General features: G+C 70.7%; 24 protein-coding genes. 17 read left to right on the forward strand and 7 right to left on the reverse strand.

Going from position 1 to position 25,613, the window contains the following annotated elements:
* The first annotated feature begins 109 nt into the window (after positions 1-109).
* The 8 genes from ABEB00_RS05560 to ABEB00_RS05595 all read left to right on the forward strand — a co-directional run bounded on the left by ABEB00_RS05560 (position 110) and on the right by ABEB00_RS05595 (position 8,478).
* The gene (locus ABEB00_RS05560) at positions 110-706 is read left to right on the forward strand and encodes a DUF6668 family protein (protein WP_345617772.1); all 597 of its coding nucleotides are present in this window, start codon (positions 110-112) and stop codon (positions 704-706) included.
* On the forward strand, positions 703-981 hold the full coding sequence (locus tag ABEB00_RS05565; RefSeq protein ID WP_345617773.1) for a hypothetical protein: 279 nt from the start codon (positions 703-705) through the stop codon (positions 979-981). Before ABEB00_RS05560 ends, ABEB00_RS05565 begins: the two co-directional genes overlap by 4 nt.
* Positions 982-1,078: 97 nt before the next feature.
* Positions 1,079-1,390 (forward strand): hypothetical protein, encoded by a 312-nt coding sequence (locus tag ABEB00_RS05570; protein ID WP_345617821.1) that lies wholly within the window; start codon positions 1,079-1,081, stop codon positions 1,388-1,390.
* Positions 1,391-1,414: 24 nt separating this feature from the next.
* The gene (locus ABEB00_RS05575; protein ID WP_345617774.1) at positions 1,415-2,203 is read left to right on the forward strand and encodes a DUF8175 domain-containg protein; all 789 of its coding nucleotides are present in this window, start codon (positions 1,415-1,417) and stop codon (positions 2,201-2,203) included.
* Position 2,204: 1 nt separating this feature from the next.
* Entirely contained in the window at positions 2,205-3,470 is a 1,266-nt protein-coding gene (locus ABEB00_RS05580; protein WP_345617775.1) for a hypothetical protein, read from the forward strand.
* 105 nt (positions 3,471-3,575) lie between these two features.
* A complete protein-coding gene (locus ABEB00_RS05585) occupies positions 3,576-5,072 on the forward strand; it encodes an SCO6880 family protein (RefSeq protein ID WP_345617776.1) in 1,497 nt (498 codons plus the stop codon).
* Positions 5,073-5,200: 128 nt separating this feature from the next.
* The gene (locus ABEB00_RS05590) at positions 5,201-6,664 is read left to right on the forward strand and encodes an ATP/GTP-binding protein (protein WP_345617822.1); all 1,464 of its coding nucleotides are present in this window, start codon (positions 5,201-5,203) and stop codon (positions 6,662-6,664) included.
* Positions 6,661-8,478 carry a type IV secretory system conjugative DNA transfer family protein gene (locus tag ABEB00_RS05595; protein WP_345617777.1) on the forward strand — a complete coding sequence of 606 codons (1,818 nt, stop codon included), beginning with the start codon at positions 6,661-6,663 and terminating at the stop codon, positions 8,476-8,478. The genes ABEB00_RS05590 and ABEB00_RS05595 overlap by 4 nt, the downstream gene beginning before the upstream one ends.
* Positions 8,479-8,481: 3 nt before the next feature.
* Here the strand turns inward: ABEB00_RS05595 and ABEB00_RS05600 are convergent, their stop codons facing one another.
* Positions 8,482-9,681 carry a DUF418 domain-containing protein gene (locus ABEB00_RS05600; RefSeq protein ID WP_345617778.1) on the reverse strand — a complete coding sequence of 400 codons (1,200 nt, stop codon included), beginning with the start codon at positions 9,679-9,681 and terminating at the stop codon, positions 8,482-8,484.
* 445 nt (positions 9,682-10,126) lie between these two features.
* Here ABEB00_RS05600 and ABEB00_RS05605 point away from each other — a divergent pair, with 445 nt between their 5' ends.
* Entirely contained in the window at positions 10,127-11,407 is a 1,281-nt protein-coding gene (locus ABEB00_RS05605; protein ID WP_345617779.1) for a DMT family transporter, read from the forward strand.
* On the opposite strand, the gene ABEB00_RS05610 is transcribed toward ABEB00_RS05605, so the two are convergent.
* Positions 11,404-14,289, reverse strand: coding sequence for an AfsR/SARP family transcriptional regulator (locus ABEB00_RS05610; RefSeq protein ID WP_345617780.1), 2,886 nt, complete (start codon positions 14,287-14,289; stop codon positions 11,404-11,406). The genes ABEB00_RS05605 and ABEB00_RS05610 overlap by 4 nt on opposite strands.
* Before the next feature lie 1,208 nt (positions 14,290-15,497).
* Positions 15,498-17,627: a tetratricopeptide repeat protein gene (locus tag ABEB00_RS05615; protein WP_345617781.1), complete on the reverse strand. Its 2,130-nt coding sequence runs from the start codon at positions 17,625-17,627 to the stop codon at positions 15,498-15,500.
* 286 nt (positions 17,628-17,913) lie between these two features.
* On the opposite strand from ABEB00_RS05615, the gene ABEB00_RS05620 reads away from it, so the two are divergent.
* A complete protein-coding gene (locus ABEB00_RS05620) occupies positions 17,914-18,183 on the forward strand; it encodes a hypothetical protein (RefSeq protein WP_345617782.1) in 270 nt (89 codons plus the stop codon).
* Positions 18,176-18,814, forward strand: a complete 639-nt coding sequence (locus ABEB00_RS05625) for a DUF6879 family protein (RefSeq protein ID WP_345617783.1) — start codon at positions 18,176-18,178, stop codon at positions 18,812-18,814. Before ABEB00_RS05620 ends, ABEB00_RS05625 begins: the two co-directional genes overlap by 8 nt.
* Positions 18,815-18,882: 68 nt before the next feature.
* Here ABEB00_RS05625 and ABEB00_RS05630 read toward each other — a convergent pair whose 3' ends face one another.
* Complete coding sequence (locus tag ABEB00_RS05630) at positions 18,883-19,086, reverse strand: DUF397 domain-containing protein (RefSeq protein ID WP_345617784.1); 204 nt, start codon at positions 19,084-19,086, stop codon at positions 18,883-18,885.
* A complete protein-coding gene (locus ABEB00_RS05635; RefSeq protein ID WP_345617785.1) occupies positions 19,083-19,913 on the reverse strand; it encodes a helix-turn-helix domain-containing protein in 831 nt (276 codons plus the stop codon). Before ABEB00_RS05635 ends, ABEB00_RS05630 begins: the two co-directional genes overlap by 4 nt.
* A gap of 206 nt (positions 19,914-20,119) precedes the next feature.
* On the opposite strand from ABEB00_RS05635, the gene ABEB00_RS05640 reads away from it, so the two are divergent.
* The 3 genes from ABEB00_RS05640 to ABEB00_RS05655 all read left to right on the forward strand — a co-directional run bounded on the left by ABEB00_RS05640 (position 20,120) and on the right by ABEB00_RS05655 (position 22,811).
* Positions 20,120-20,728, forward strand: coding sequence for an ATP-binding protein (locus tag ABEB00_RS05640; RefSeq protein ID WP_345617823.1), 609 nt, complete (start codon positions 20,120-20,122; stop codon positions 20,726-20,728).
* Between the two features lie 1,079 nt (positions 20,729-21,807).
* Positions 21,808-22,296 carry a hypothetical protein gene (locus ABEB00_RS05650; RefSeq protein ID WP_345617786.1) on the forward strand — a complete coding sequence of 163 codons (489 nt, stop codon included), beginning with the start codon at positions 21,808-21,810 and terminating at the stop codon, positions 22,294-22,296.
* A gap of 11 nt (positions 22,297-22,307) precedes the next feature.
* A complete protein-coding gene (locus ABEB00_RS05655) occupies positions 22,308-22,811 on the forward strand; it encodes a GNAT family N-acetyltransferase (protein ID WP_345617787.1) in 504 nt (167 codons plus the stop codon).
* Positions 22,812-23,089: 278 nt separating this feature from the next.
* Here the strand turns inward: ABEB00_RS05655 and ABEB00_RS05660 are convergent, their stop codons facing one another.
* Positions 23,090-23,443, reverse strand: a complete 354-nt coding sequence (locus tag ABEB00_RS05660) for a hypothetical protein (protein WP_345617788.1) — start codon at positions 23,441-23,443, stop codon at positions 23,090-23,092.
* A gap of 16 nt (positions 23,444-23,459) precedes the next feature.
* A complete protein-coding gene (locus tag ABEB00_RS05665) occupies positions 23,460-24,716 on the reverse strand; it encodes a helix-turn-helix domain-containing protein (protein WP_345617789.1) in 1,257 nt (418 codons plus the stop codon).
* Positions 24,717-24,898: 182 nt separating this feature from the next.
* On the opposite strand from ABEB00_RS05665, the gene ABEB00_RS05670 reads away from it, so the two are divergent.
* From ABEB00_RS05670 to tgmA, 3 genes are all read left to right on the forward strand, one after another.
* Positions 24,899-25,066 (forward strand): hypothetical protein, encoded by a 168-nt coding sequence (locus ABEB00_RS05670; RefSeq protein WP_345617790.1) that lies wholly within the window; start codon positions 24,899-24,901, stop codon positions 25,064-25,066.
* The gene (locus ABEB00_RS05675; RefSeq protein WP_121832497.1) at positions 25,063-25,269 is read left to right on the forward strand and encodes a hypothetical protein; all 207 of its coding nucleotides are present in this window, start codon (positions 25,063-25,065) and stop codon (positions 25,267-25,269) included. Before ABEB00_RS05670 ends, ABEB00_RS05675 begins: the two co-directional genes overlap by 4 nt.
* A gap of 79 nt (positions 25,270-25,348) precedes the next feature.
* The gene (tgmA, locus tag ABEB00_RS05680) at positions 25,349-25,609 is read left to right on the forward strand and encodes a putative ATP-grasp-modified RiPP (RefSeq protein WP_345617791.1); all 261 of its coding nucleotides are present in this window, start codon (positions 25,349-25,351) and stop codon (positions 25,607-25,609) included.
* Positions 25,610-25,613 lie beyond the last annotated feature (4 nt).

Below are 25,613 nucleotides of genomic sequence, written 5' to 3' on the forward strand. Positions count from 1 at the left end.
GCCCGACGGATCACCGCCGCCCGGCACCGACCCAACGGGCGCGGAGGCCGATCAGTTCAATGCGGGATTCATCGCCACAGTTCGGAACCGAGGGAAGGGGTGGACGCTCATGGGTGTCCCGTCGACGGCATCCGCCGGCTCGCAGATGTGGACTCGTGGTCCGGCCACTCGGCAGGCCGCTCCGGCGGCCACCGTGCCGCCGGACGCGCTGCCGAGGTCCGGCCGGCCGGGCCCGGCCGGGCCCACCGCGGAGGAGCCTTCGCCGCACCGGGGGCAGCGGATCGCCTGGGTCAACGCGCACGGCGGCGGCGGGGCGAGCACCCTCGCTCGCGTGCTGGGCGGCGCTGACCTGGGGCTGCGCTGGCCCCTGCCCGCCCGGGGTGAACCCGGCGGGGTCCTCCTGGTGGCCCGCACGCACGCCGGCGGGATGCAGGCGGCGTCCCAGTTCCTCAACGCACTGCGTCTGGGGGATCACCCCGCGGGCGTGCACCTCGTCGCCGTGGTGCTCGTCGCCGACGCGCCGGGACGGCTGCCCCGGCCGCTCGGCCGGCGGGTGCGCGTACTGCGGTCGGCCGCCGAGGTCCACCGCGTTCCGTGGGTTCCCGCGTGGCGCCTCGGCGAGGAGGCGGATCCGTTGCCGAAGCAGGTGCGAGCACTGGCGGAGCTGACCTCCGGTGCACCCGGCCGATCGGCGGGACCGCGATGAACCTCGCGGGCCCCGATCCCGAGTTCGCCCCCAACGGAACGTTCGATCCGAACCCGCAGGCAGGCGAGTTGCTGGGCAACCTCGCCTGGATCGTGACGGCCGCCGCCGTGGCCGGTGTGATCATCATCGGCACCCAGATGGCCCTGCAACTGCGCCGCGGCGAGATGGGTGAGGGGGCGACACACTTCCGAGGGTTCGCCACCGTCCTGGGCGCCTGCATCCTCGGCATCAGCGCGGGGCCCCTCGTCAATTTCGTGATCACGCCCTATCTCTGACCCGCCCCTCCCGGGGCGTTCCTGATGACACCGCACACCCGACCTTTTGATGACAGCGGAGAACCCGATGAAGGACACCTTGCACTCCCTCCATGCCATGGGCTGGAACTACCTGGCCGGAGCCGACACCGGCGGAGGCGAAGGCGGCACCAACAAGGTGCCCACCCCGGACCGGCAGGCCCCCGGCGCGCTGGCCGACGCGGTCGACACCGTGCTGGGCATCGCCGGCTGGGCCGGGACCGCCGCCGGTGTGGCCGGAGTCCTGGTCACCGGAATCATGATGGCCGTGTCCATGAAGCGCGGAGAGGGTTCCGAGCACCTCAGCCGGCTGGGCATGGTGCTGGGAGGCTGCATTCTCGTCGCCACCGCGGGCCCCATCATCTCGTTCGTCTTCGCGGACGACGCCTGATCAGCGGCGAAAGACAGCACCGACATGTTCAGCGCGATACGGAAACGGAGCCCGGCCGACGGGCCCTTCTACAAGCAGCGGGGCTGGCGGAACTCGGCCGGGTTCCTCGGTCTTCTCGTGGTCATGTCGCTGGTGGCCCTCCTGAGCGGTGTCACCACGGGCAGGTCCGTCGACGGGGAGACCGAGGTCGCGACCGTCGGCCGGGACGAGCTGTCCGGACTGACCGGCCCGCTGTCCCCCGGTGACCCGCAGCAGGTCCGCAGCGGTCCGGGCGGCCGGCCGGAGAACTGCCGTACCGACGACCGGAACACCGCGCGGCCGACCACCACACCGACGGATCTACGATGGCGAGAGCTCGTCGGCATCATGGTTCCCACCTCACCGACGGCCGGCCCGCTGCACACCGACACCTCCGTGTGGTGGTGCTTCGCCCACACACCCACGGGCGCGGTACTGGCGGCGCACGTCATACCCGTCCAGTTGAGCGGCGCCGCCTGGCGCAGCGCCGCGGAGCAGCAGGTCGTGCCCGGGACACCGCGCGACGAATTCGTCGCGGGCATGGCCGAGAAGGGGACGACGGACCTCGGCGAGAGCGCCATCGGGCGGTTCGTGGGCTTCTCGCTGTCCTCGTACGCGGCCGGCTCCGCGACCGTACGGCTGCTCCTGACCAATCCGGCCGGCGGCTATCTGTCGACGTCGGTGTCCGTGCGCTGGCGGGACGGTGACTGGAAGGTGGCTCCGCACGACGACGGGTCGCTCTACTCAGTGGTGCGGCAGGCACAACCCGGCGACTTCGCCGCGTGGGGAGATTGACGTGTACTTGGCTGCGAAATGCGGCGGTAGCCCGCTCGACTTCTTCGGCATGTTCTCCGATCCGATCGGCGAGATGATCAAGATGGTCGCCAAGATCGTGATGCGTGGCGCGCTCGGGATCTTCGATTCGGTGGGCGAGATCGACTCCTACGACGAGGCGGCGTCGAACGAGATCAACAGCCAGATCCAGTGGATCGTCGTCTACCTGTCCATCGGGTCGATCCTCTTCGCCGCGATCAAGATGGCGCTGGACCGCAGGGGCGAGGCGGGCCAGACCGCGCTGAAGGGGGTCATGCGCGTCACCCTGGTCAACACCGCCGCCAGCTCCGTGATCATCACATTCATCGTCCTCATGGACAGGTACTCGCACCACCTGTTCGAGAAGAGTCTCGAAAATCTGATGCGCGGCATCGACTGCAGCGATGACATACCCGCCATGCTGCTGCTGGTCGTCGGCTGCCTCCTGCTCCTGGCCGGCATCATCCACGCGCTCCTCATGTGGATCCGGCTCGGCGTGATGATCATCCTGATGGGGACGTTCCCCCTGGCCGCCGCCGCCTCCATGTCGGACTGGGGCGGCAACTGGTGGCGCAAGCACCTCGGCTGGCTGATCGCCTGGCTGCTGTACAAGCCCACGGTCAGCCTCGTGCTCTACTCGGGCTCCGTCATGGTGAACGCGGACAACACCAGCCAGACCAATACGCAGATCGCCGGCATGGGAGTACTCCTGCTGTCGGCCATCGCCCTGCCGGCGCTGATGCGAGTGATCGTTCCGGCGACGGAGGCCCTCGGCGGCGACTCGGTCGGGCAGGCCACCATGGGCATCGCCGGCGGCATCGCCTCCGGAGCGAAGTCGATCGCCGGCGGCGCCCTCACCCGGGCGAACCCCGCGGCCGCCGCGGCCACCGCGGCCAAGGCACCCACGGGGGCCAGCGGCAGTTCCGGTTCCTCGCCCGGCCGCGCCTCGGGCGGCAGCGGCGGAGGGGGAGGAGGAAGCGGCGGCCGAAGCGGCGGCGGCAGCGGCGAGAGCAGGGCGTCGGGCTCGTCCGGCGGAGGCGGCTCGTCGTCGGGCGGCGGAGGTTCGTCGTCGGGCGGCGGAGGTTCGTCGTCGGGCGGGGGCAGCGCCGCCGCCGCGCGGGCGCCACTGCCCGTCATCGGCGCCGCGGTGCTCGGCGCCGCGGCGGTCGCCGCCAAGACCGCCAAGGGCGCCGCGAACATCACCGCGAGCGGGGTGTCGGACGCCAACCGGAACAGTGACAGGCACTGATCGCCGGCACCCACCCGGTTCGCGGGCACCGACCGCACAACACGGGCCGTACGCCCTCCTCGTCGGCCGCACGATCCACTCACCGGAAGCGAAGCAGGTACCCCCATGTCCACCGAAGCCTCCGTCGTCCAGCCCACGTACGGGAACTGGCGCAGGCCCAGACGGCCCGGGCTGGGGCCGCTCGGCCTGATCGGCACCGTCGGGGTGTTCGGCGGGATCGTCCTCGACCTCATGCTGTCCCTGATCTCGCTTCAGGTCACCCTGGTCGCCGTCGTCATCCAGGCCGTGCTCCTGCTGCCGCTGACCGCGCGCACCCAGGACGGGCGGAACGTCTACCAGCTCATCGCCCTGCGCCTCAGTTGGTTCCAGCGCAAGGCCAAGGGATCGACCACCTATGTGTCGGGTCCGCTGGCCTCCCGGCCGGGCGGCCGGTTCCGTCCGCCGGGGCTGCTGAGCCGGGTGCAGGTCAAGGAGGGCAGGGACGCCTATGACCAGCCCTTCGGTGTACTGCACCACCGCAGCCGCAACCTCTACACCATCGTGCTCGGCTGCGAACCCGACGGCGGTTCCCTCGTCGACCCCGACCAGGTGGACACCTGGGTGGCGTCCTGGGGCCACTGGCTGGCCCGCCTCTCCGCCGAGCCGGGCCTGCGCGGCGCCGCCGTGGTGGTGGAGACCGCCCCGGACACGGGCAACCGGCTGGCCAACGAACTGATGCCGCGGATCCGCCCCGACGCCCCGGCCGCGGCACGGGCGGTGATGGAGGAGGTGGTCCAGCGCTACCCCGCCGCCTCCTCCGAGATGCACACCTACATCTCGCTGACCTACGGGCCGGCCAACGGCCAGCGGCGCAAGAGCGACGAGATCATCACCGACCTGGCCATTCGCATCCCCGGCCTGCTGGCGGGCATCGTGGGCGCGGGCGGCGGACCGGCCACCCCCCTGTCCGCCGAGCGCATCGCCGAGGTCGTACGGGTCGCCTACGACCCGGCCGTCGCGGGCGACGTCCTCGACGCCCGTGCCCAGCACGGCGGTACCGGACTCGACTGGGACGACGCGGGCCCCACCGCGACCCTGGAGACGGCCAACGCCTACCTGCACGACTCCGGGGTGTCCCGGACCTGGATGCTGACCCTCGCACCGCGCGGCACGGTCCGTGCCAACGTGCTGCACGGTCTGCTGGAGGCCACTGCGGGCACCCGCCGCAAGCGGGTCGCGCTGCTGTACCGCCCCATCGACCCGGCGACCTCCGCGCGCATCGTCGAGGCGGACCGGCGTTCCGCCCAGTTCATGGCGACCTCCCGGCGCGGCATGGTGCAGGCGCGGGCCGCCAACGAGGTGAGCGCGGCCGAGCAGACCGCGGTGGAGGAGGCCACCGGTGCCGGCCTGGTGGAGTTCTCGCTGATGGTCACGGTGACGGTCGACTCCGAGGCCGACCTGGACGACGCGAACGCCTCGGTGCGCAACCAACTGGCCGGCGCCCGGCTGCTGATGCGCCCGGCCGACCGGATGCAGGCGGCGGCGTTCAGTTGCACCCTGCCGACCGGAATCCTGCCGTGGGAGTACACCCTGGTCCCGCGCGAGCTGAAGGAAGCGCTGTGAGAACGACGAACAAGGCGACGAAGCAGGCGACCAGGCAGGCGGCGAAGAAGGCCGCCGGGAAGGCGCCCGCCCGGCCCCGGGAACAGACCGTCCCGGCCCGCGGCTGGCCCGGCCCCGGGGGCGGCCAGGTGGCCAACCTGGACCCCCCGACGATGTGGCGGGCCACGACCGTGCAGGCGTGCGGGCTCTGGCCGTTCGCCGCGGGCTCGGGCGCCCCCATGAGCGGCGTCCCGCTGGGCCAGCACCTGTACACCGGGGCCACCGTGTGCGGCGATCCGCTGTCCTGGTTCACCCGCGCCCACTACATCTCCAACCCCTCGCTGTTCATGCTCGGCATGCCCGGCCTGGGCAAGTCCACCCTGGTCAACCGCATGCTGATCGGACTCGCCGCCACCGGTGTGGTGCCGCTGGTGCTGGGCGACCTCAAGCCCGACTACGCGGACACCGTGCGCGCCCTGGGCGGCCAGGTCATCTCGATCGGGCGCGGGGTCGGCGGCATCAACGTCCTCGACCCCGGCGCCATGGGTGCCGCCGCCCGGCGGATCGGCGGCGAGGCCGGCCGGGTGCTGAGCGCCGAGACCCACGGCCGGGTCCTCAACATGGTCGCCGCGCTGGTCACCATCGTGCGGGACCGTCCCGTGGACGACCACGAACAGTCGGTGCTGTCCGCCGCGTTGCACCACCTGCGCGAGCGCACGCCGCCCGACCGCCAGCCGCTCCTGCCCGACCTGCTGCGCATCCTCGCCGAAGGGCCGGACCGGGTGCGGGCGGTGACCCTGGACCGCGGCGACGAGACCCGCTACCGGGACGCCGTGGACCCGCTGCACCGCTCGCTGCTGGGCGTCCTGGACGGACCGCTGGGTGACACGTTCGCCTCCGAGACGTCCACCCGCATCGACCTGGACTCACCGGCGGTGTGCGTGGACATCTCCCGGATCGGCGAGGCGGACACCCAGCTCACCGCGGCCGCGATGCTGGCCGCCTGGTCGGACGGCCTGGGCACGGTGGCCGCCTCGCACGCCCTGGCGGACGCCGGACTGCGGCCCCGCCGCTGGTTCTTCACCGTGCTCGACGAGCTGTGGCGGCCGCTGCGGGCCGCCTCGGGCATCGTGGACCGCATCGACGCGCTGACCCGCCTCAACCGAAGCCTCGGCCTGGGCGACGCCAAGATCACCCACACGCTGAAGGACGCCGAGGCGCTGGGCACCGACGCCGACCGGGTCAAGGCACGCGGTTTCGTCGAGCGGGCCGGCATGGTGGTCTGCGCGGGGCTGCCGCGCCAGGAGATGGAGGAGCTGGGCCAGATCGTGGGCCTGTCCCGCCGGGAGATCGAACTGGTCTCGTCCTGGTCCTCGCCCCCGGGCTGGGCCGCACACGGAGACCGCGAGGAACCACCCGGTCGCGGACGTTTCCTGATCAAGGTCGGTGGCCGGCCCGGCATCCCGATCCAGGTCGCCATCACCGACACCGAACGGCGGCTGCACGACACCAACAAGCGCTGGATCGAGAACGAGGACGTCATCGAGAAGGCGTCCGCGCGGGCCGCCGAGGGCGTCAAGCGGTGGCACGCGGAAGGAGCGCCGACCGCATGAGCGAGGCGGCGGCCAAGGGCCGGGGGTACGGCAGCGAACTGGCGCCGTGGGCCATCGTCCTCGTGGCGGGGGCCGGCGCGGTGCTCTTCGGCGGGGTGTGGCTCGGCGGGACCCTGGGCGCCGCGCTGACCGGCTCGGGCTGGCACCCCCCGCCGTTCACCCTGGCGACCTTCGGCACCTTCCTCTCCGACGGACCCGCGCACCTGTGGCCGGGCGCTCCGGCGGCCGGGGTGTTTTTCGGTGTCGCCCTGGTCTTCGGCTCGGCCGTCGCCGCCGCCGTCCTGACCGCGCGGCGGGTCCTGCGGTACGTCTCCCGGCCCCGGGGACTGGCCGACAACCGGGAGCTGGCCGCCCTGGCCCCGGCCGGCATCGCGGAGCGGGCCCGTGATCTGCGCCCCTCGCTCAAGGGCCGCGCCCACCTCCATCCCGACGAGACCGGCAACCTCCTCGGCGACCTCGCTCCGAACGGCCCGGAACTGCGTTCCTCCTTCGAGGACGTGGAACTGGACCTGATGGCTCCCCGGGCGGGCAAGTCCACCGGCATCGCCGTCCCCCGGGTGCTGCGCGCCCAGGGCGCGGTGCTGCTGACGTCCAACAAGTCCGATGTGTACGCCGTCACCCGCGCCGCGCGCGAGAAGGCCGGCCGGGTCTGGACGTTCGACCCGCAGGGCATCGCCCACACTCCGCGCACCATGTGGTGGGACATCCTCTCCGACTGCCACACCATCGAGGGCGCCCGTCGTCTGGCCGGGCACTTCGTCGCCTCCGTCAACGACGACCAGTCGAAGAAGGACTTCTGGATCTCCGCCGCCCAGAACACCCTCACCTCCCTGTTCCTGGCCGCCGCCCGCGGCGGGGCTTCCGTGCTCGACCTGCTGGCCTGGCTCGCCGACCCCGCCGACCGCACCCCCATCGACCTGCTGCGCGACGTCGACATGACCGCGATGGCCGAGCAGTTGCAGGGCACGGTCCGGGGCGCTGTGGAGACCCGCGACGGCATCTACGAGACCGCCCGGCAGTGCGTGGCCTGTCTGCTCGACCCCGAGATCGTGGCCTGGGTGACTCCCGATCCCGCGCTCGCGCAGTTCAAGCCGCACCAGCACGTGCTGGGCCGGGACACCCTCTACCTGCTGTCGAAGGACGGCGGCGGCTCGGCCGCGGGCGTCATCGCGGGACTCGCCGACACGACGATGCGGGCGGGCGTCGTCGCCGCCGAGCGCATGGGCGGCCGGCTCGACCCGCCGATGACCGCCGTCCTCGACGAGGCGGCCAACGTCTGCCGCATCTCCGACCTGCCGGACCTGTACAGCCACTTCGGCTCCCGGGGCATCAACGTCGTGACGTTGCTGCAGAGTTACCGTCAGGGCAGCCGGGTGTGGGGCGAGGCGGGCATGGACGCCCTGTGGAGCGCGGCCACCATCAAGCTGCTCGGCGCCGGACTCGACGACGCCGACTTCGTGGAGAAGATCTCCAAGCTCGTCGGCAACCAGGACGTACGCACCGCGTCCGTCTCCAGGAGCAAGGACGGCACCTCCCGCTCGTACTCGTACCGGCTCGACCCGGTGCTGCCCGCGGACCGTATCCGGGCGCTGCCCAAGGGCACCGCCCTGCTGCTGGCCACCGGTGTACGGCCGGCGCTGATCCGCCTGCGCCCCTGGTACAAGGAGCCCGACGCCGGTGTCATCTCGGCGGCGGCCAAGGCCGAGACGGCCGCCATCACCGAGCGGGCCACCCGCTCCTGGACCGCGTCCGCCGGCCCCGCGGACGGCGCGAGCCGTTGGGAGCGGGACGCGGTGTCCCTGCGCAAGCCGTAGTCCTCAGGGTCTGCGGGCCAGCGTCACCGCGCGCAGCAGCCACTCGGCCGGCCCGTACCGGACCCGGCCCGACAGCCACGTGCTGTAGGCGAGTTGGGCGCCGTACAGGGCGCAGCAGCCGATCAGCAGGGTCACGGTGCCGAAGCGGCCGTACCACGCCAGTCCGTAACCGGTGAAGACCAGTGCCATGACCAGCGACTGGGTGAGGTAGTGGGTCAGGGCCAGGCGGCCGGCCGCGGCCAGCGGGCCGGCCGCCCGGCGGCCGGGCCGGGTGCGCGACAGGAGCAGCACACCGCAGGCGTAGGCGGCCGTCAGCGCCGGGGCGGTGAGCATGCCGACGGCCGAGCCGACGTCGTACCAGCGGGTGTCGAGCGGCCCGTTGCGGCAGACCGCCATGAAGGCACCGCCGGCCAGGCCGAGGGGAAGCGCGCTGACCGTGATCTGCACCAGCCACGCGCGGTACCGGTGGCTGTCGGCGAGGAGCCGGCGGCGGCCGGCGGCGAGCCCCAGCAGGAAGGCCGCCAGCATGTCGGCGCCGTACAGGATGTTCCACCCCAGCGCGTCGCGCCACTGCCCCGCGTTGGCCGCTACGGCCGACCCGAAGTCATCGGGGCGGGCCGCCGCCATCTCCTGGATCACGACGGTGATGTCCCGCGCCCGCGCCGGCTCCGCGAGGGCGACCGTGAACAGCCCCGAGGCCAGCAGACCCGCCGCGACCACCGCGATGAGGCAGACCGCGATCCGTACGGCTGTGCGCGGCGCGAGGTCGCGGGCCGCGAACAGTACGAGGCTCAGGACCGCGTAGACCACCAGGACGTCGCCGGGGAAGAGGAGGACGGCGTGCGCGAGGCCCAGGAGGAACAGCGCGGTCAGCCGGCGCAGGTGCCGGGGTGCGAAAGGCGCGCCCGCGCGTTCGGCGGCGGCCCGCTGCAGCGTGAAGCTGTACCCGAACAGGAAGGAGAAGAGCAGGTAGAACTTGCCGCTGACCAAGGCCGTGACCAGCCATCGGGCCACCGCGTCCGCCCGTGACGCGTCCAGCGCCCCGCCCGCACCGATGTGCGGCCCGGCCATGACGGTGGCGTTGACCAGGAGGATGCCGAACAGGGCGAACCCGCGCAGTACGTCGACGTCCGGTATCCGCGGGGGCTGGGGGGATGCGGGGGGCGAGGACCGCGGGTCGGTGCCCCTGGTGACGTTGTCCACTCGGCGCAACCCGGCTCAGCCCGCGCGGTGCGCTGGGTTCCGCCCGGATTCCTCCAGGTACGCGGCGGCTTCCGGCGACAGGTCGAACCCCTCGGGCAGGGGGAGCAGAGCGGCGGGGGGCGGGGATACCGGAATCCGCACCGTAGTGGCGCGAGGCGCCGCGGGCCGCGGCGAGGGGGCCGCGGCCGCGGCCGCTCCGGTCTTCCGCCACTTCAGCAGACCGTTCGACGGGAAACGACGGTCCGGAGGTCGTTCAGGCAACGCGTTCTCCTTGGCGGGTCGGCCGGGGGTGGACGGGAGGCATAACGGCATCGGCGCCCGAACAGTTCACCGCCACTCGTACGAGCGTCGAGTGAACCGTTCCAGGTTCCGATGAACCGTTCCCGGTTCCGATCCGTCGCGTGGGGTGCACGGCCGCCCTCCCAGTTAAGGCCCCTGTCTCGTCATGCGCTCCAGACTCGACGCCACCTCCCTGCTCGCGGTGCTCCTCACCGTCATCGCCTTCTCCGCGACCGCGCCCCTGACCGCGTTCGCCACCGCGCCCGCGCTCACCCTGGCACTGGGCCGCAACGCGCTCGGGCTGTTCACCATGGGCCCGGTCCTCCTCGCGATCCGACGGGGCGAACTGCGCGGCATCCTCCGGAAGGAACGGCGCCTCGTCCGGGACCGGCAACGCCGCGCCGTGCTCTACAGCGTCCTGGCCGGCACCGCGCTGGCCGTCCACTTCACCACCTTCATGACCGGCGCGAAGATGACGAGCGTCGCGATGGCGACCGCCATGGTCGCCACCCAGCCGGTGTGGCAGGCCGCCATCGCCACGGTGCAGGGCACCCGCCTCTCGCGTACGGCGTGGCTGGGACTCTCGGTGTCGGTGCTGGGGGCGGTGCTCGCGAGCGGCGCGGACCTGCGGGCCGGCTCCGCGGCCCTCGTCGGCGACCTCCTCGCCCTCGCGGGAGCGATGGCGCTCGCCGGTTACACGGCACTCAGCGAGCAGGCCCGCCCCGGTCTCAGCACTCCGCTGCACTCGGTCCTGTGCTCCACCGTGTGCGCCGTGGAGCTGTTCGTCCTCTGCCTGGCCACGGGCACCCCGGTCGTCGTCTCCACCACCGAGACCTGGATCGCTCTCCTGGGCCTGCTGCTCCTGCCCCAGTTGCTCGGGCTGTTCTCCCTGAACTTCGCGCTCGGCCGGGCACCGGCCACAGCCGTCAGCGTGCTGCTCCTGCTGGAGGCGCCCGCGGCCGCGATCATCGCCTGGCTGTGGCTGGGGCAACTGCCGGGCGGGATCGCGTATCCGGGACTTCTCATGATCATGATCGGGGTGGTCGCGGTCGTGGCGGGCCGGACCCGCGACACCGGTGCCGTCGTGCCCGGGGTGGCCGGCCCCCTCGGACACGTCCCGGATCTGCTCCACGCGCGCACCTCGACGACGCCGGCGGACGACCACAGTCACCTGTACGACGCGGCGTACGACGGAAGACTCGATGAGGTGGAGGCCGAGATCGCGAGACGGGAGAGGCGGGACATCGGAGCCCACGGCGTGCGGTCGCCCGAGGCGATCGGCTGGATCGAGGTGCGGGCCGACGTCGCACGTATCTCGGGCGACTCCGAACTGGCCGCCCGGCTGTGGACGGCCGCCGCCCGCTTCCACGCGGACGCGCCGCGTTCCGGTCCCGAAGCGGTACGGGCGTGTCTGGACCGCGCCCGCCTGGAGTGGGACAACCCTTAGGGCCCGTCCGGTGCCGCGTCGTGCGGGGGTTCGTTCAGGCGGCGGAGCCGGTTCCGCATGCTTTCGGCGTCGGGGTGATCGAAGTTCTTCCAGATCGCCAGCGCCCGGAGCCAGCTTGTGCGCGCCTCGTCGACGTTGCCCATCGCGAGCTGGATGTCGCCCAGATGGTGCAGGGTGTGGCCCTCCCCCCATTGGTGGGCGACGTCCCGATGCGCCTCAAGAGCCTGCTCGTAGTGTTCGACGGCCGCGTCGTAGCGGTGCAACTGGTGGTCGACCGTGCCGAGGATGTCGAGTACGACACCTTCGACCCAGCGATTGCCGACGGACCGGAGAACCGTCAACGACTGCTCCAGGCACTCGTCGGCCTCGGCGAACCTGCCGAGCTGCTGGTAGGCGTCCCCCAGGTTGGCCAGGGCGATCGCCTCTCCCCAGGCGTAGCCGCGGTGCCTCACCATCATGAGTCCTCGTCGGCAGTACTCGACGGCCTTGTCGAACCTGCCGCTGTTCAGGTACACGTTGCCGAGGTTGCTCACGGCATGCGCCTTGCCGTCCACGTCGCCCAGTTCCCTGCAGAGGACCATCGCCCGCCGGTAGTGGTCGATGCTCTCGTCGAACCGGCGCAGGTGCGTCAGGGCGCCGGCCACGTCGGCGAGGCTCTGCGCCTCGCCCCTGCGGTCGCCGGCACCGCGGGCGGCGGCGAGCGCCGTCCGGGAGGTGTCGAGCCAGTCGTGCAGGTGACTGCGGAGATAGAAGAAGGCCCAGGAGGCCGCCGCGAGCCGCCAGGCGGTGCCCGCCCGGCCGGAGGCCGCGGCCTGGTGGACGGCGGCGACGAGGTTGGCCCGCTCGACCTCGCACCACTGCAGTGCCTGGTCGTGAGCGGCGAACTGGAGCGGGAGGCAGTCCGGTGGCGCCGGCTCCAGGAGAATCCGTCGGCGGTGCGGGGCGAGCAGGGGGTAGGCCGCGTCCGCGGTGTGCAGATACCAGGCCAGGAGCCGGTCGACCGCCTGCTCCCGCTCCTTCTCGGTCTCTTCGATGCTCAGCCGTTCGCGGGAGTAGACGCGCAGCAGGTCGTGCACGGTGTACCGGCCGGGTGAGCGTTCCACGAGCAGGTGCGCGTGGGAGAGTTCCCTGAGCACGGTACGGGTCTCCCGCAGCGGGAGTCCGGCCAGGGCGGCCGCGGCGGGTGCGGAGATGTCCGGCCCGGTGTGCAGGCCCAGCAGGCGGAACAGGCGTGCGGCCGGGCCCGGGAGAGCGTCGTACGACCACGAGAAGATGGCGCGTACGTCGGTGCTGAGGTCGCCGCTGGCGAAGGCGTCGAGGCTGTCCTGGCCGTCCCGGAGTTCGTCGGCGATGGCGCTGAGCGGGAAGTCGGGATTGGTCACCGCCCGGGCGGCGACGATGGCCAGCGCCAGCGGCAGCCGGCCGCAGCGGGTGATGATCTCGTCCACCGCCAGGGGCTGTGCCGAGAGTCGCTTCGGGCCGAGGCGCAGCCTCAGGAAGTCGTGCGCGTCCGCGGGGGTCAGTTGCTGCAGAGTGAGCGGCTGCGCTCCCTCGCCGGCGATCAGACTGGTGAGCCGGTTGCGGCTGGTGACGATCACCAGGCAGCCCGGCGAACCGGGCAGCAGCGGACGCACGTGGTCGGCGTCGCGCGCGTTGTCGAGAAGGACCAGGACGCGTCGGCGGGCCAGCAGGGTGCGGTACAGCAGGGCCTGGGCCTCGGGCTGCGCGGGGATGCGCTGCGGGGGGATGCCCAGCGCGTCGAGGAAGATGCGGATGGCCTCCTCCGGCGTCATGATCGAGCCGGTCGCCTCGAACCCCCGCAGGTTGATGAAAAGCTGCCCGTCGGGGAAACGGTCGGCTATCTCGTGGGCCAGGTGCACGGCCAGCGTCGTCTTGCCCACCCCGGCCATGCCGCTCACCACGCTGGTGGTCATCGACTCGGCGCGCTCGTCGCCGGCCGGCAGCAGGGCGCGCACCTCCTCCAGCTCGCTGTGCCGGCCGGTGAAGGCGGGCAGGTCGGCCGGGAGCTGCGCGGGACGGAGGGACGGCGTGGGGGGCGCCGGCACCGGGGCGCTCGCCGGCGCGGGCAGTCGTGGCGAGGGCGGGGAGTACTCGAGTGACGCGTCGGCGGTCAGGATGTCGTGATGGAGTTTGCGCAGCGGCGCACCGGGTTCGATGCCCAGCTCCGCCACCAGGGTGCTCCGGGTGACGCGGTAGCACGCCAGCGCCTCCGCCTGACGCCCCGACCGGTACAGGGCGATCATGAGCAACTGGCACAGGCGCTCCCGCAGCGGGTGCTGGTCGCTCAGGGCACGCAGCTCGGGGATCACCTTCTCGTGCCGCCCGAGTTGCACATCCACGTCGATCCGGACCTCAAGGGTACTGAGCCGGGTCTCGTTCAGCCGGGACCGCTCACTCTCGGCGAGCGGGCCGGTGAGGCCGGCCAGCGGGGTCTCGGACCACTCGTGGAGCGCGGCGTGCAGGAGCTGGGAGGCGGCGGACAACTCGCCCGCGGCCCGCGACTTCGTCGCCCGGGCGACCCGCTGCTCGAACACGCCCAGGTCCACCGCGTCCTCGGAAACCCTGGCGAGGTACCCGTCGGCGGCCGAGATGATCACCCGGGACTCGTCGGAGGCCCGGACCGGCTCCAGGACCTTGCGCAGCCGGGACACGTAGGTGCGCAGCACGGGCACGGCGGCCGAGGGCGGTTCCTCACCCCACACGGCGTGGACGAGTTCAGCGGTGGTGACAAGGCGCCCGCGGCGCAGCAGCAGCGCCGCCAGCACCACCCGTTGCTGGGGTGAGCCGAGCAGCAGTTCCTCCGCGCCACGCCACACCCGGACCGGCCCCAGCACGGCGAAGCGCAGGGAGGCTGTTTCCACGTCGTGATTGAACAAGGGATGTCCTACGGTCCTCGGTCGAACCCAATGGATGAGCCGGATGTGCCACGTGAGTGTGCGCAGCGGACGATCCGGCCGGGGTGGACAACCGTTCCCTCATGGTCAAGCGAGGAGACTGCCACCTGGCGGCAACCATTGCAAACGCCGTATGCCTGACTTCTCCACCCGCCCCGGCTCGACTGCTCCTGTCCGGCGGTGCGCAGTGCCGGTCCCAGTGCCAGTGCCAGTGCCTGAACCGTCTGTCGCTCTTGAGCCGCGTGATGCCATGCCCGCACTACGTGGTCCGCCCGCCCGCGGTTCACCTGCCGGCCGCCGCACGGGGCGACGGCCGATCTGAACCAACCCTCCGGCGAGGACGTTGTCCCCCGCGCGGGAACCCACGTCCATGGAGAGAAGGGTCAGTAAGTGGATGACTACAGCGGCTCCGACGATTCCGACGGCTACGAGGAACCAGACCAATACACCTCAAATCAGCAAGCGAGTCTCCGCTATTTGGAAGCGCTGCGGGACAGCAACGTGGAGCGCGGATTCCTTCAGGATTACCACGCGGGGCGTTTCCCCGGTCTTACAGCGGGGGAGGTCGACACCGCCGCGAGAGCCCAAGATCGTTTCCGGCAAACCGGACAGGCACTCGACAGGGTCGCGGATTCCTGGCAGCGTCACCCGGAATCGCAGTCCCGACAAGCGGCTTACCACACCGCGTCAAATCATCACGACATGGCTCTCCAGCGGTGGGTCGACGTCGGGATACCGTTCCATGAGCGCGTGGCGGCCGGCCTGAATGAGCGGGACGTGCAGGAGGCTGCCGCTGTCAGAGAGGCGGCCTACGCACGGGCCGTAGCCGCGCAGGCAGGACAGGGAGCGGCTGCACAGCCGGCGCAGGGAACGCAGGGAGCGCAGGGAGCGCAGAATCCTATGGCCGCCTACGCGAACTTCCTCGGTGAGAGAGCAACGGAGGTGGAGGCGGAGATCACGGCGGCCACGAGAAGGCGCGATACCCAGAGCAGTCGCCGTGACCGCCGCAATGGGACCTCACATGGTGGGTCCTCACACGGCGGGTCCTCTCGCAATGGAGCGAACGGACAGGGCGGCACACGCAGACGCCCTTCCCGAGGCTGACGTCTCGTCGGTCCCGAGGCCCGCTGTCACCTCTGAAGCGGCCGTTCCCCGTCGCGGCACCCGTCGTCATGTCAGCGGCCCGACCGGTACGTGTCCAGGAGCCGGCGGCCCGCGGCGGTGAAGGGGTGCTCGGGGCCCAGGCCGCGTTCTCGCCGGGTGACGACGTCGGTCATCAGCTCGATCGCCTCGTCCACCTGGCCGAGCGCGGCCCGGGTCCGGGAGAACAGGTGCCGGGCCGCGAGCACGATCGGGTACTCCGGCCCGAAGCGCCGTACATACGCTTCGGTGACGAGCCGGATCTCGCGGTCGGCCTCGTCGAACCGGCCCAGGAGGTACAGCGCCCACGCGTGGTTGTGTCCGGCGCCCAGCGTCACCGTGTGGTCGGGGCCGAGCAGCCGCTCGCACTCCGAGGGCAACGAGAGCAGCGCACCGTCCTCCTCGGTGACCACCTCGGTCGCGGGCAGCATCTCCAGCAGGCTGGCACGGGCGCGCAGGGTCAGCGGATGCGCGGGGCCGAGCACCGAGCGCCGACCGGCGACGGTGGTTCTGAGCAACGCGATCGACTCCTCGCGTCCGCCCTGGTTGGCCAGTACGAGCTGGAGGCCGTAGGAGGTGTCCAGGGTGTCGGCGTCGTCGGCCCCGAACAAGCTCTCCTGCGTGGTACGGACACCGCGCAGCAGCGACTCGGCCTCCGCGAACCTGCCCAGGCGGAACAGCGCCCGCCCGGCCCTGGAACGGGCGGCCAGCACGCCGCGGTGGTCCGCGCCGAGCAGTCGCCGCGCGAGGTCAGCGGCGGTGCGGGAGGTCTCCCAGGCCGAGAGGTAGTCACCGGTCCGGTGCAGCGCGACCGACAGCCTCGTCGCCACGGCCAGGGCCTCGGCGGCGGCCGGCGGCTCACCGACGCGCCGCAGCAAGGCCAGCGCATGCGGTACCAGCAGGCGCAGTCGCGGCTCGTGCGGCCCGGCGTCCGGTACGCCGGGTAAGGCCGCGTCGAGCAGTCGGACGGCCGCCGTGTCGAGCGCGGGCGCCAGTGCGGCGGGGGTCGCCGCGCAGACGCTGTCGAGCAGGACGCCATGGCTCTGCACGCACCGCATGCCGACGATGTCGACCAGTTCGGACAGCGACTGGTCGAGCAGGGCCCGCAGAGCCGTCTCGGTACGGGCCCGGGGCAGGACACCGCCGATGCCGTCGTGGTTGAGCAGGGCCAGCGGCAGCGGTTCGGCGGCGAACCGGGCCAGCAGTCTCAGCAGGGCCGCGGCCTCGGGCAGTCCGCGCGCCTCGAACGTGTCGAGGGTCAACTGCCAGGTCAGGCCGACCAGATGCCGGGGGTCCGTGGCGAGCAGCGGGTCGGCTCCGCGGTCGATCAACTGAACCCGTTCGTCTCCGTCGAGACGATGTCCGTACGCCTCCATCGTCCAGGGGTCGAGCACCTGGTGGGAGAGGAAACCGCCGGCCAGGGTGAGGGCGAGCGGCAGCCGTCCGAGCCGGTCCGCGATCCGCGCCGCCTGCTCCGTCGTACCGCTGTGCGGGGCGAGGTCGCGCAGCACGAGCGCGGCGTCCTCCCGCGGCAGTACGCCGATGTGCTGGAGTTCGGCGCCCGGCCACCAGCGGGCCGCCGCCCTGCGTGTGGTCACCACGACGATGCCGCGCGGGCTGGTGCGCAGCCAACTGCCGTCCCGCAGGATCTCCGGCTCGTCGGCGTTGTCCAGGACCAGCAGCCAGGGCTCGGCGGAGCGGTCGAGGTACCGCCAGACGAGATCGGCCGCGGGCCGCAGGCCGTTGCGGGCGGCCAGCAGTTCGCCGTCGCCCGCCCCCCGGTCGGCGGCAACGGCCAGCATGCCGCCGCGCAGGCTCGCACGGTCGGCCACATTGACCCACAGGGCTGCCCGGCCGCGCTCGCCGGCCACCTCCTGGAAGAGGGTGCACGCGACCGCCGTCTTGCCCGAGCCACCCATGCCGTACAGCACGTACACCTCGCCGCCGCGCCCCGCCGCGACGCTCGCCCGCAGGCGTTCCATCACCTCGCTGCGGTCCCGCAGTACGACGGGAGGCCGCCCCACCGCCGGGCGGCGCACCGAGTCCGGGCCGCTGGGCTCGGGGCCGTCCCCGCCGTAGTGGTGGTGCTCGTTGATGTGCTGATCGCCGGAACTCTGGAAAACCCGACCGCGGTCCTCGGCGTGACCGTCCATCCCACCCGTCATCGCTCTGCGCTCTGTGCGAGTGACGTCACTTCCGGGTCCACAGCCACCCCTCCATTCACCCGATTTTCCGACAGCACACCAGGAAAAACGTGCCTGCCAGGCGTGGGCAAGATTTTCTTTCCCATCAATATCATTCCACCACCGAGCAACATGAGACAAGGAGGAACCAATCCTCGCCACTACCCTCGGGGACCGGTCCTCACACATGGTCAGGCAAGCCCGTTGCAAGCTACAGTGAGACCTTCCGTACCGACCGACCGACCGAACGAACGAGGGGGCGACGAGAATGACCAGACCTTGGGAAGCAGATCCGGACACGACTTTCAAACGGCGGCTGGGAAAAACACCCCAGGAACTCGGAAATACAACCGGCACTCCCGAATGCCCCGACATCTGGGAACTCGCCAACGGGGACATCGCCGTCATCGGCCGTGACCTCACCCGGTCGCTCGCCAAGAACCTGCCCGACGGGGTCTCGATCGGTTCGGACGAACGCCTCGTGGTCATCCCCAGGAACATGCTCATCGCGGCGAAGCCGGACATCCCCAGTGTTTGACTCCTTCCCGGCCGGCGTCTCCCGCCGTATGGACCGCCCTGCGTACCACGCGGACCTCGCCCGGGTCTACACCAGCGGCATCGGCTTCCTGAACAAGCTGGAGCGCGGACAGCACTTCGAGGAACGTGGCTTCGCCAGTTGGGAGGCTTTCGCCGCAGGCGACTGGAACCGGGCCCTGTCCGCGGCCGACGAAAGCCGCGAGGAATACGCGCAGGAACTCCGTCGGGCCAGCAGGCTGGGAATCTCACACCGTCGCCTCCGCGTGGTCGAATTCCCGATCACACCGTACGTGCAATGGGAGCTGTCCGTCCTGCGCGTACGCGTGGACCTCGGCGACCAGATCAGAATCCTCGACGCCCGGGAAATCACGGACATCGAACAGAGCCACCCGGTACCGGAAGTGGTGATCCTCGGCGATGCGGTGATGTACGAGGTCGTTTACGACGACGCCGGAAACGCGGACGGCGCCAATCGGTACACCGACCGGTCGTTGATCCGGGAGACCAACCTGGGATTCAACGCGCTCTATGGACGCGGCGAGGATTTCCACGAATTCTTCGAGCGGGAGATCGAGCCACTCCCCCCGCCCAAGCCCGCCAGAAGCGGAGCGGGTTGCCACGACCGGGGCTGACCCCCGGTGCATCGCGTGGGCGGCCCGCTCCAGGAGGAGCGGGCCGCCCAGCGAGGGTCCTGCCCCTGTCAGAGTGCCGCGAACTCCACGAACGCGGTCCACGCCGTGGGCTCTACGGTCAACGTGGCACGGGTGGTGTCCTTTGAGTCGCGGACGTGGACCCGGTCGGGGCGGGGGGCGACCTCTACGCACTCGCCGCCGGAGCCCGTGCTGTAACTGCTCTTGCGCCAGGCCGAATCAGGTACCGGCTTTATGAGCTGTTGGGCATTCATCTCTCTCCAAGCAACTTCTCGATGAGGGCCAGCGACTCGCGCGGAGTGAGGGCCTGGGCGCGAAGGATGCCGTACTGCTCCTCGATCTCGCGTACCTGCCTCCGCTCCGTGTAGAGGCGGCTGTCCTTGTACGCCTCCACGTAGGCGATCCTCTGCCCTTCGTGTGTCTCGATCAAGGTGAAGGGACCTTCCAACCCGGCGTGCTCGTCCCGTTCGATCGGCATCACCTGGATCTCCACGTTGCGCCGGTGCCCGTGCAACAGCGTCTGCTCCAACTGGCCCTGCATCACGGTCCGTCCACCGAGCGGTCGCCGCAGGACGAACTCCTCGATGACGAAGCTGATGGTGGGTGACAGCGGCCGGGAGAAGACCTCCTGGCGTGCCAGGCGAGCCGCGACCCGTTGATTGATGGTCCCCTCGTCCAGCAGCGGCCGCCACATGGAGAACACCGCTCGTGCGTACTCTTCCGTCTGCAAGAGCCCTGGTACGGCCTTGGTGGCGTAAACATGAAGGGCTGCCGCCTTGGCCTCCAACCGGGCCGCATCCCGAAAGAACGCCGGATACTGAGCCCGAGCCACCTCCTCCTTACCCGCGCTCAACACGCCACCGGCGTCCAGTACCTCATCGGCCCGGTCGATGAACTTCGGTGGCGGGATACGCCTGCCCTGCTCGAACGACGCGATGGTGGAGGCCGAGTACCCGGTCAGTGACCCGAGCCTCGCCCGGTCCATCCCCGCCCGCTCCCGGAACAGCTTCAACTGGCGCCCGAACACGCACAGAATGCCCGTCCCGAACTCGTACTCCGGCTGCTGAACCTCGTCGTCCATGCCGCGTCTCCTCCCGTACGACCATCGCGGTCACCGAGCACCACCCGCCCAACGCGGGGCCCGGAAACCGGTCACGCCCGACACCACGTACAGGCGCACCACCGACGTGTACACCCCGCACCCGTCAGCCAGTCACTCCTGTTCAACGCTACGCAGTGTCCGCGACCGTTTACCGCATGAAGTCAGCAACTCCCCCGAACGGGCAGATGTCACCCCACCCGGCACGTGAGCGCGAGTTCACCATGCGCTTCACCTCGACACCGCGCGGTGCCCGCCTCGCCCGCCGACTCGTCTCGCACCGCCTGAACGACTGGGGCCACCCGTACCCGACCCCGGTCAACGAGACGCTCACCCTCATCACGGCGGAACTGACCGCCAACGCCGTACAGCACGGCCACGTCCCCGGCCGCGACTTCCACGTGCGACTCACGTTGACCGAGGGCGTGCTGCGCGTCGAGGTGACCGACACCCGCGGCGAGCAGCGACCCCCTTCCAGCGCTCCGGCGGCCCCCGATGCCGCGTCCGAGTCCGGCCGCGGCCTCTTTCACGTCGCCGCCCTCGCGGACGAGTGGGGCGTCACCCCTCGCCCGACCGCCCCCGGCAAAACGGTCTGGGCGGAGCTGCGCGTACGCCCCGAAGGCCGCCCGCACACCGACCCGCCGGCCCCTCATCCGGCAGACGCGGCCTCGGTCACCACAGACCTCTGGCACCACTACGGCCGCACCCGTGCCGAGCAGGACCGCGCCGTGCCCGACATCTTCCACTGGATTGGAGTCAGGACCGCGGCCCCGGCGCCGAGGTGCTGGGCGACCTGACGGGCAGGGTCGTCGGAGACCTCGGCGGGGGAGCCCGCTCCGGAGGTTTTTCCCCGGAGCGGGCTCGAATAGGCAGTCGCATCAGGTATCAGCCCGGTATCTGCCGAATGCGGTTGGCCGCTGGCTCGCGTCGCGCGGCGATTCCCCATCCTCCTCGTTACCGGCGTGACGAAGGCTTCTTGGGAAACGCCCCGGCGCTCACATGTTTCGTCATCGGTGAGCCCTGTGCACGGTGGTCCTCATGAGGCGCGTTGTTGTACTCCTGCTGAGTTTTGTGAGCTTGTTCTTGCCTGGCTGCCCACGCTGTTTGCCACGTTTTTTTGCTCAGTACGGCCTGTTGGTCCTTCAGTAGATCCGCCATGACGCTGTTGCCAGCAGGGGGGTCCGTGGGTGGCATGTCTCTCCTCGACTAGGGATCGGATGGGTCTACCCACCTCAACGGCAGGGCCTAGGGAACGGTTCGGTGGGACCTGGTAAAGCCGTTGCTGCCGTCGGCACAGCGCCTCGGCCGGGGCTGTGGTGTGACACGTTCCGGTATTTCCGCACGCTGGGTGACGTCGGGGCCGATGTCCACCGTGACGACGCGGCCGTGCTCGCCCACCAGCGAGGTAAGCGGCATTCACCCCGCCGGAACCGATCTCCAGGACGTTCATCCCCGGCTGGATGTCGGCCTGCTCGATCTGGATGATGTCCACCCCGGTCTCGTCGGTCTTGGTGATCAGCGCGTTCTCGGCGCCCGCGCGCCGAGGTTTCCGGATGGGGCGATGCGGTGTCGGCGCCCGGGCCCACCAGAGGGGCGTAGACCCGGCGCCGGTCCGGATGCCTGAATCGACGGCTTGACGCCTGAGTTACGCCGGAGTTACGCCGGTCTCGGTAAGTGCTGCCTCCAGAGGGCACCGTGAGCAGGTCGGCGGCTTACCCTCGTAGCACTGAGGAGAAGCAGCCGTGTTGTTCTTCAGGCTCCTGCTGGAGCGGCGAGGAATCCGAAGCGCTGAGGAATTCCTCCCTCAGTACGTGAGAGCGGCGAGCAATCTCCGCGTCGAACCCACACCGCCCGCGCCCGCGCTGCGGACGATCGAATGCGGGACCTCAACGTCAAGGGCGCGGTGCTCTCCTTCCTGGTGGCGAAGGGGTTCAACGATCTCCAAGTGCCGCACCAGGCCATGACGATGACCCGAGTCGCTGCGGCGTGTGCCCGGGATGCTGAACACCCAGGACTCATTGCTCTCACCGACGGCCTCAAGTCGCTCATCGCCTACTGGGCAGAAAGGCCAGAGGACGCCCACCACTACGCCCGCCAGGGCGCCGAGACGGCGGCTCAGCTTCGCGGCACCGTCGGCCTCTGGCTGCTCGGCTTGCAGGCTCGCGCCGCTGCTGCCATGGGTGACGAGGCAACCGTGCGAGACCTGAACCAGCGGGCGGCGGACCGGAGAGACCGCGTCATGAGCGCACGGCGCGTCCGGCGGGCCCTGGTGGCTGGTCGCGCCCAGGATGCAGTCGCCGCCCGCAACCTCCGCGCGGAGATCGAGGCTTTCCCGGCGAGTCGGCCAGCGCTGCCCCGTGGGTAGGGTCCCTCCCCATGCACCCGGTTCAACGCTCCGATTCACACCTTTTCCTGCGCGAACTGCTGCTCACCGATGTGGAGGCGGTCTACGCCGTCTACGGCAGCCAAGTGGCAACAGAACACCTCTCGTTCGAGCCGCGCACTCTGCAACAGGTCGAAGGGATCGTGACGCGCTCCATCGCCGCAGCCACAGCGTCACCCCGCACTGAGTACGGCCTGGCGGTCGTGGATCAGACCACAGCCGACCTCGTCGGCTTCGGCCGGCTGGCCCTTGACCCCCACCAGCAACGCGGGGCCACCATAGGGTTCGCTCTACACCCGGGGACATGGGGGGGCTACGGCACAGAAACTGTACGGCTACTACTCAGCCTCGCTTTCGAAGACCTCCGACTCCATCGGGTACGGATCGAGGAGGGGACGATCCCAGAGCACGTGATGAAGGCCAGCGTGTGGCGAGACTCCGTTGTTCACTCGATCCTCGACCGCGAATGGACCGGACAGCCGTCAACGGACAGGTGACGCCGGTCCCCCCAGCGTGTGGCAGGGGCTGACCGTGGTCGAGACCGCCGGGCGTCCGCTGGGCTGCTGGGGTAGGTGGTGGGCTCCCGATCCGCGAGGACCCGGCCTTGCTCGGCATGCTCCGAGATCTGCCGCGAACGCCCAGCCCAGAGGCCTCGCCCGCCCCTCCGCTCCGGGGACTTCTCAGGGACTTCCGGCGCTGTCCGAGGGACTTTCCGCCGATAACAAGACGTCCCCGTCCGGATCGGCCCCGGACGGAGACGTCGTCGCTCCCGAGGTCAGACGGTCCGCTCGATGCGTTCGAAGATGTCCGTGTCCGTCTCCTGCTGCCAGGTCGGCAGGTCGGCCCAGTCCGCGACGTATCCGGGCTTGGGGTCCTCGAAGTGCTTGAACATCTGGGCGGTCCAGCAGATCGCGACGAATCGGCCCTTCTGCTCACGGGTGAGCCGGGCCGCATGCCCGTCGCTGACCTGGATGAAGTCGCGCACCTGCCCGTACACAGCGGCGGCGGCTTGGCGCTCCCACTCCGGCGTCTCGTCCCACGGCGTGACGTAGCCGGGCTTCGGCTCGCCGGGATAGTGCTTGTTCACACCGTCGATCCACGCCTCGCGGAAGATCCGGCCGTCGTTCATGCGCGTGTCCCTCTCGTCATGCGGTGCGCGTAAGCGCCGCGATTCGGTGATCAAGAGTCGAGACTCGATCATCGGACATGAGCGGGGCAAGACGTCCCCGAAGCCCGTCCAGCTTCTTGCCGATGAATCCCGAATTCGACCGGTCGGCCAGTCCGAGTGATTGCTCCGCGTAGTGCACGACCTGGTCGATGTCCCGCCTGTGCGCCCCGAGCACGGCGAGGTCGCTCAGAACAGCAGCGCGGCGACGCAGGGACAGAGGCTGGGCAAGGGCTGCGGTGAGCGCTTCCTCTGCGAGATCGGGGCGGCCGAGTTGGAGGTAGCAGGCCCCTCTCTCCTCTGCCAGGCGGGAGCCGTCGAAGCGGAGCCAGCCACCGTTGTGCGAGTGAACGCCGTCGAGGGCGTGCACTTTCTCAGCTTCGTCCAGAGCCCGGTTGCACGCATCGAGATCGCCTACGGCCGCGTACGCCTGCGCCTGAACGGCCGCGACCCAGTGACGGGTGGAGAGAGTGTCGTCGCCACTCCGGGCGATGCGGAAAGCCGCCGTGAGCAGGGGTTGGGCAGCGTGTGCGCGGCGCGCGTACAGCTCGACGTACGCGTGGCGGGTCATGGCACAAGCCCACAGGTCGTGGTCACCACCGGCGTGGGCCGCGTTGGCGGCCAGTGTGTAGCAGTGCGCGGCGTCGGTGTACCGGTTGGCGTCGAAGAACAGCTCACCGACGAGCTGGTAGAGGTCAGCCGTCATCCGACACAGTCGGGACCGATCCACAGCGATACGGGTCTCGGTCAGCCCCTTCGCCATCGCATCGAGCTGTGTGCGCACCGCGGGGAAGACGACCTGCTTCGAGTCCGACAGCGCGTAGACCTGCCAGAGGCTGCGATGTAAGACGTCCCCCGTCTCCAGGAGCGTCGATGCAGCCCGCCCGCGGGCGGCCTCGCCGGAATCGGGAAGAGCGACCAGCGCACCCGTGACGGTGAGCAGACCCAGGACTTCGCGGCGCTTCATGTCGTCATCATCACCATGGAGGAGGGGTGGAGCAGCGGGGAGCCTGGCTGCCTCGGCCTGCTGTTCTTCGGAGAGAAGGGCCTCCAGCTCGGGGAGGGTCACTCCCAACAGCTTTGCGATCTTCGGCCGTTGGTGGGGGCGCGGGGCGGCGCGACCACTTTCCCAACGGACCACGGTGGACGCGGCCACCGAGAGCGCTTCTGCGAATTCCTCCTGAGAGTAACCCCGGGCCGCACGCCGTTCCGCAAAGTGCTTCCGTCTCGACGTCATAGGTCTCCCCTCACGAGAACCCTTTCACGCGCTCATGCCGCCATGCGCCAACGCTTGGAAAACGCCCGGGTACTGCGCGAGCTTCGCTCTGGGAGAAGGTAACGGATCGCCGTTCACTGGTGACACACCGCTCGGAGGCCGAAGGGCACTCCGGGCGACTCCCCACAGAGAGGAGCGACCGCGTGACGACCTCCGGACTGCCCCGCAGGAACCCTGCCGCCAGTGGCCGTACGTACACGCCGCCGGAGCCCCGGCCGGGTGCGCCGAGCCGGGCTCTGCGGGTACGGGCGGCCGGCGGGTGGGAGAGATTCATGCGCCGCGCCGAGGCCCGGCAGGAGCCGGAGGAGTGAACCCGGTCGGTTCCGACGGCTACGAGCACCACCCGCTCCTGGACACCCGTGTCCGTGACATCGCCTCGCGTGGGGAGGGCGTGCTCGTCGCCGTCACACACGAGCTCCACAGCCACGGCACGGTCCGCATTGCGCACATCCGACCTGCGTCCGGAGTCGAGTGGACGACCGCGGCCGACAACATCCAGGCCGCTCGCCCCTGAGGCGCCGCCCACAGATCGCCGTCCGTGCCCTCTGGCGCAGGCGGTTTCCTGCACCACACCCTTCAACCCAAGGAGCCTCATGACCACCTCTGTCACACTCCCTTCCCCCACGCGGCCGTGGGGCGCGAGCCGACTCGCGCCCTACCCGACGGTCATCCATCGACCCCACGCCACGGTCGCCATCGACCCCACGACGCAGCTCGGGGTGTTCCGCGACCGCGTCGGGCAGGTGGTCGACATGGGCAAGCACGGCACCAGCTCCGGGACCGAGACCTCCACGACGACGAACTCGGACTCCAAGAACGACCAGGGCCACGACCAGGACAGCAATCAGGACTGATGCC

Origin of the sequence: Streptomyces ziwulingensis (genome assembly GCF_039542605.1) — a bacterium.
GTDB lineage: Bacteria > Actinomycetota > Actinomycetes > Streptomycetales > Streptomycetaceae > Streptomyces > Streptomyces ziwulingensis.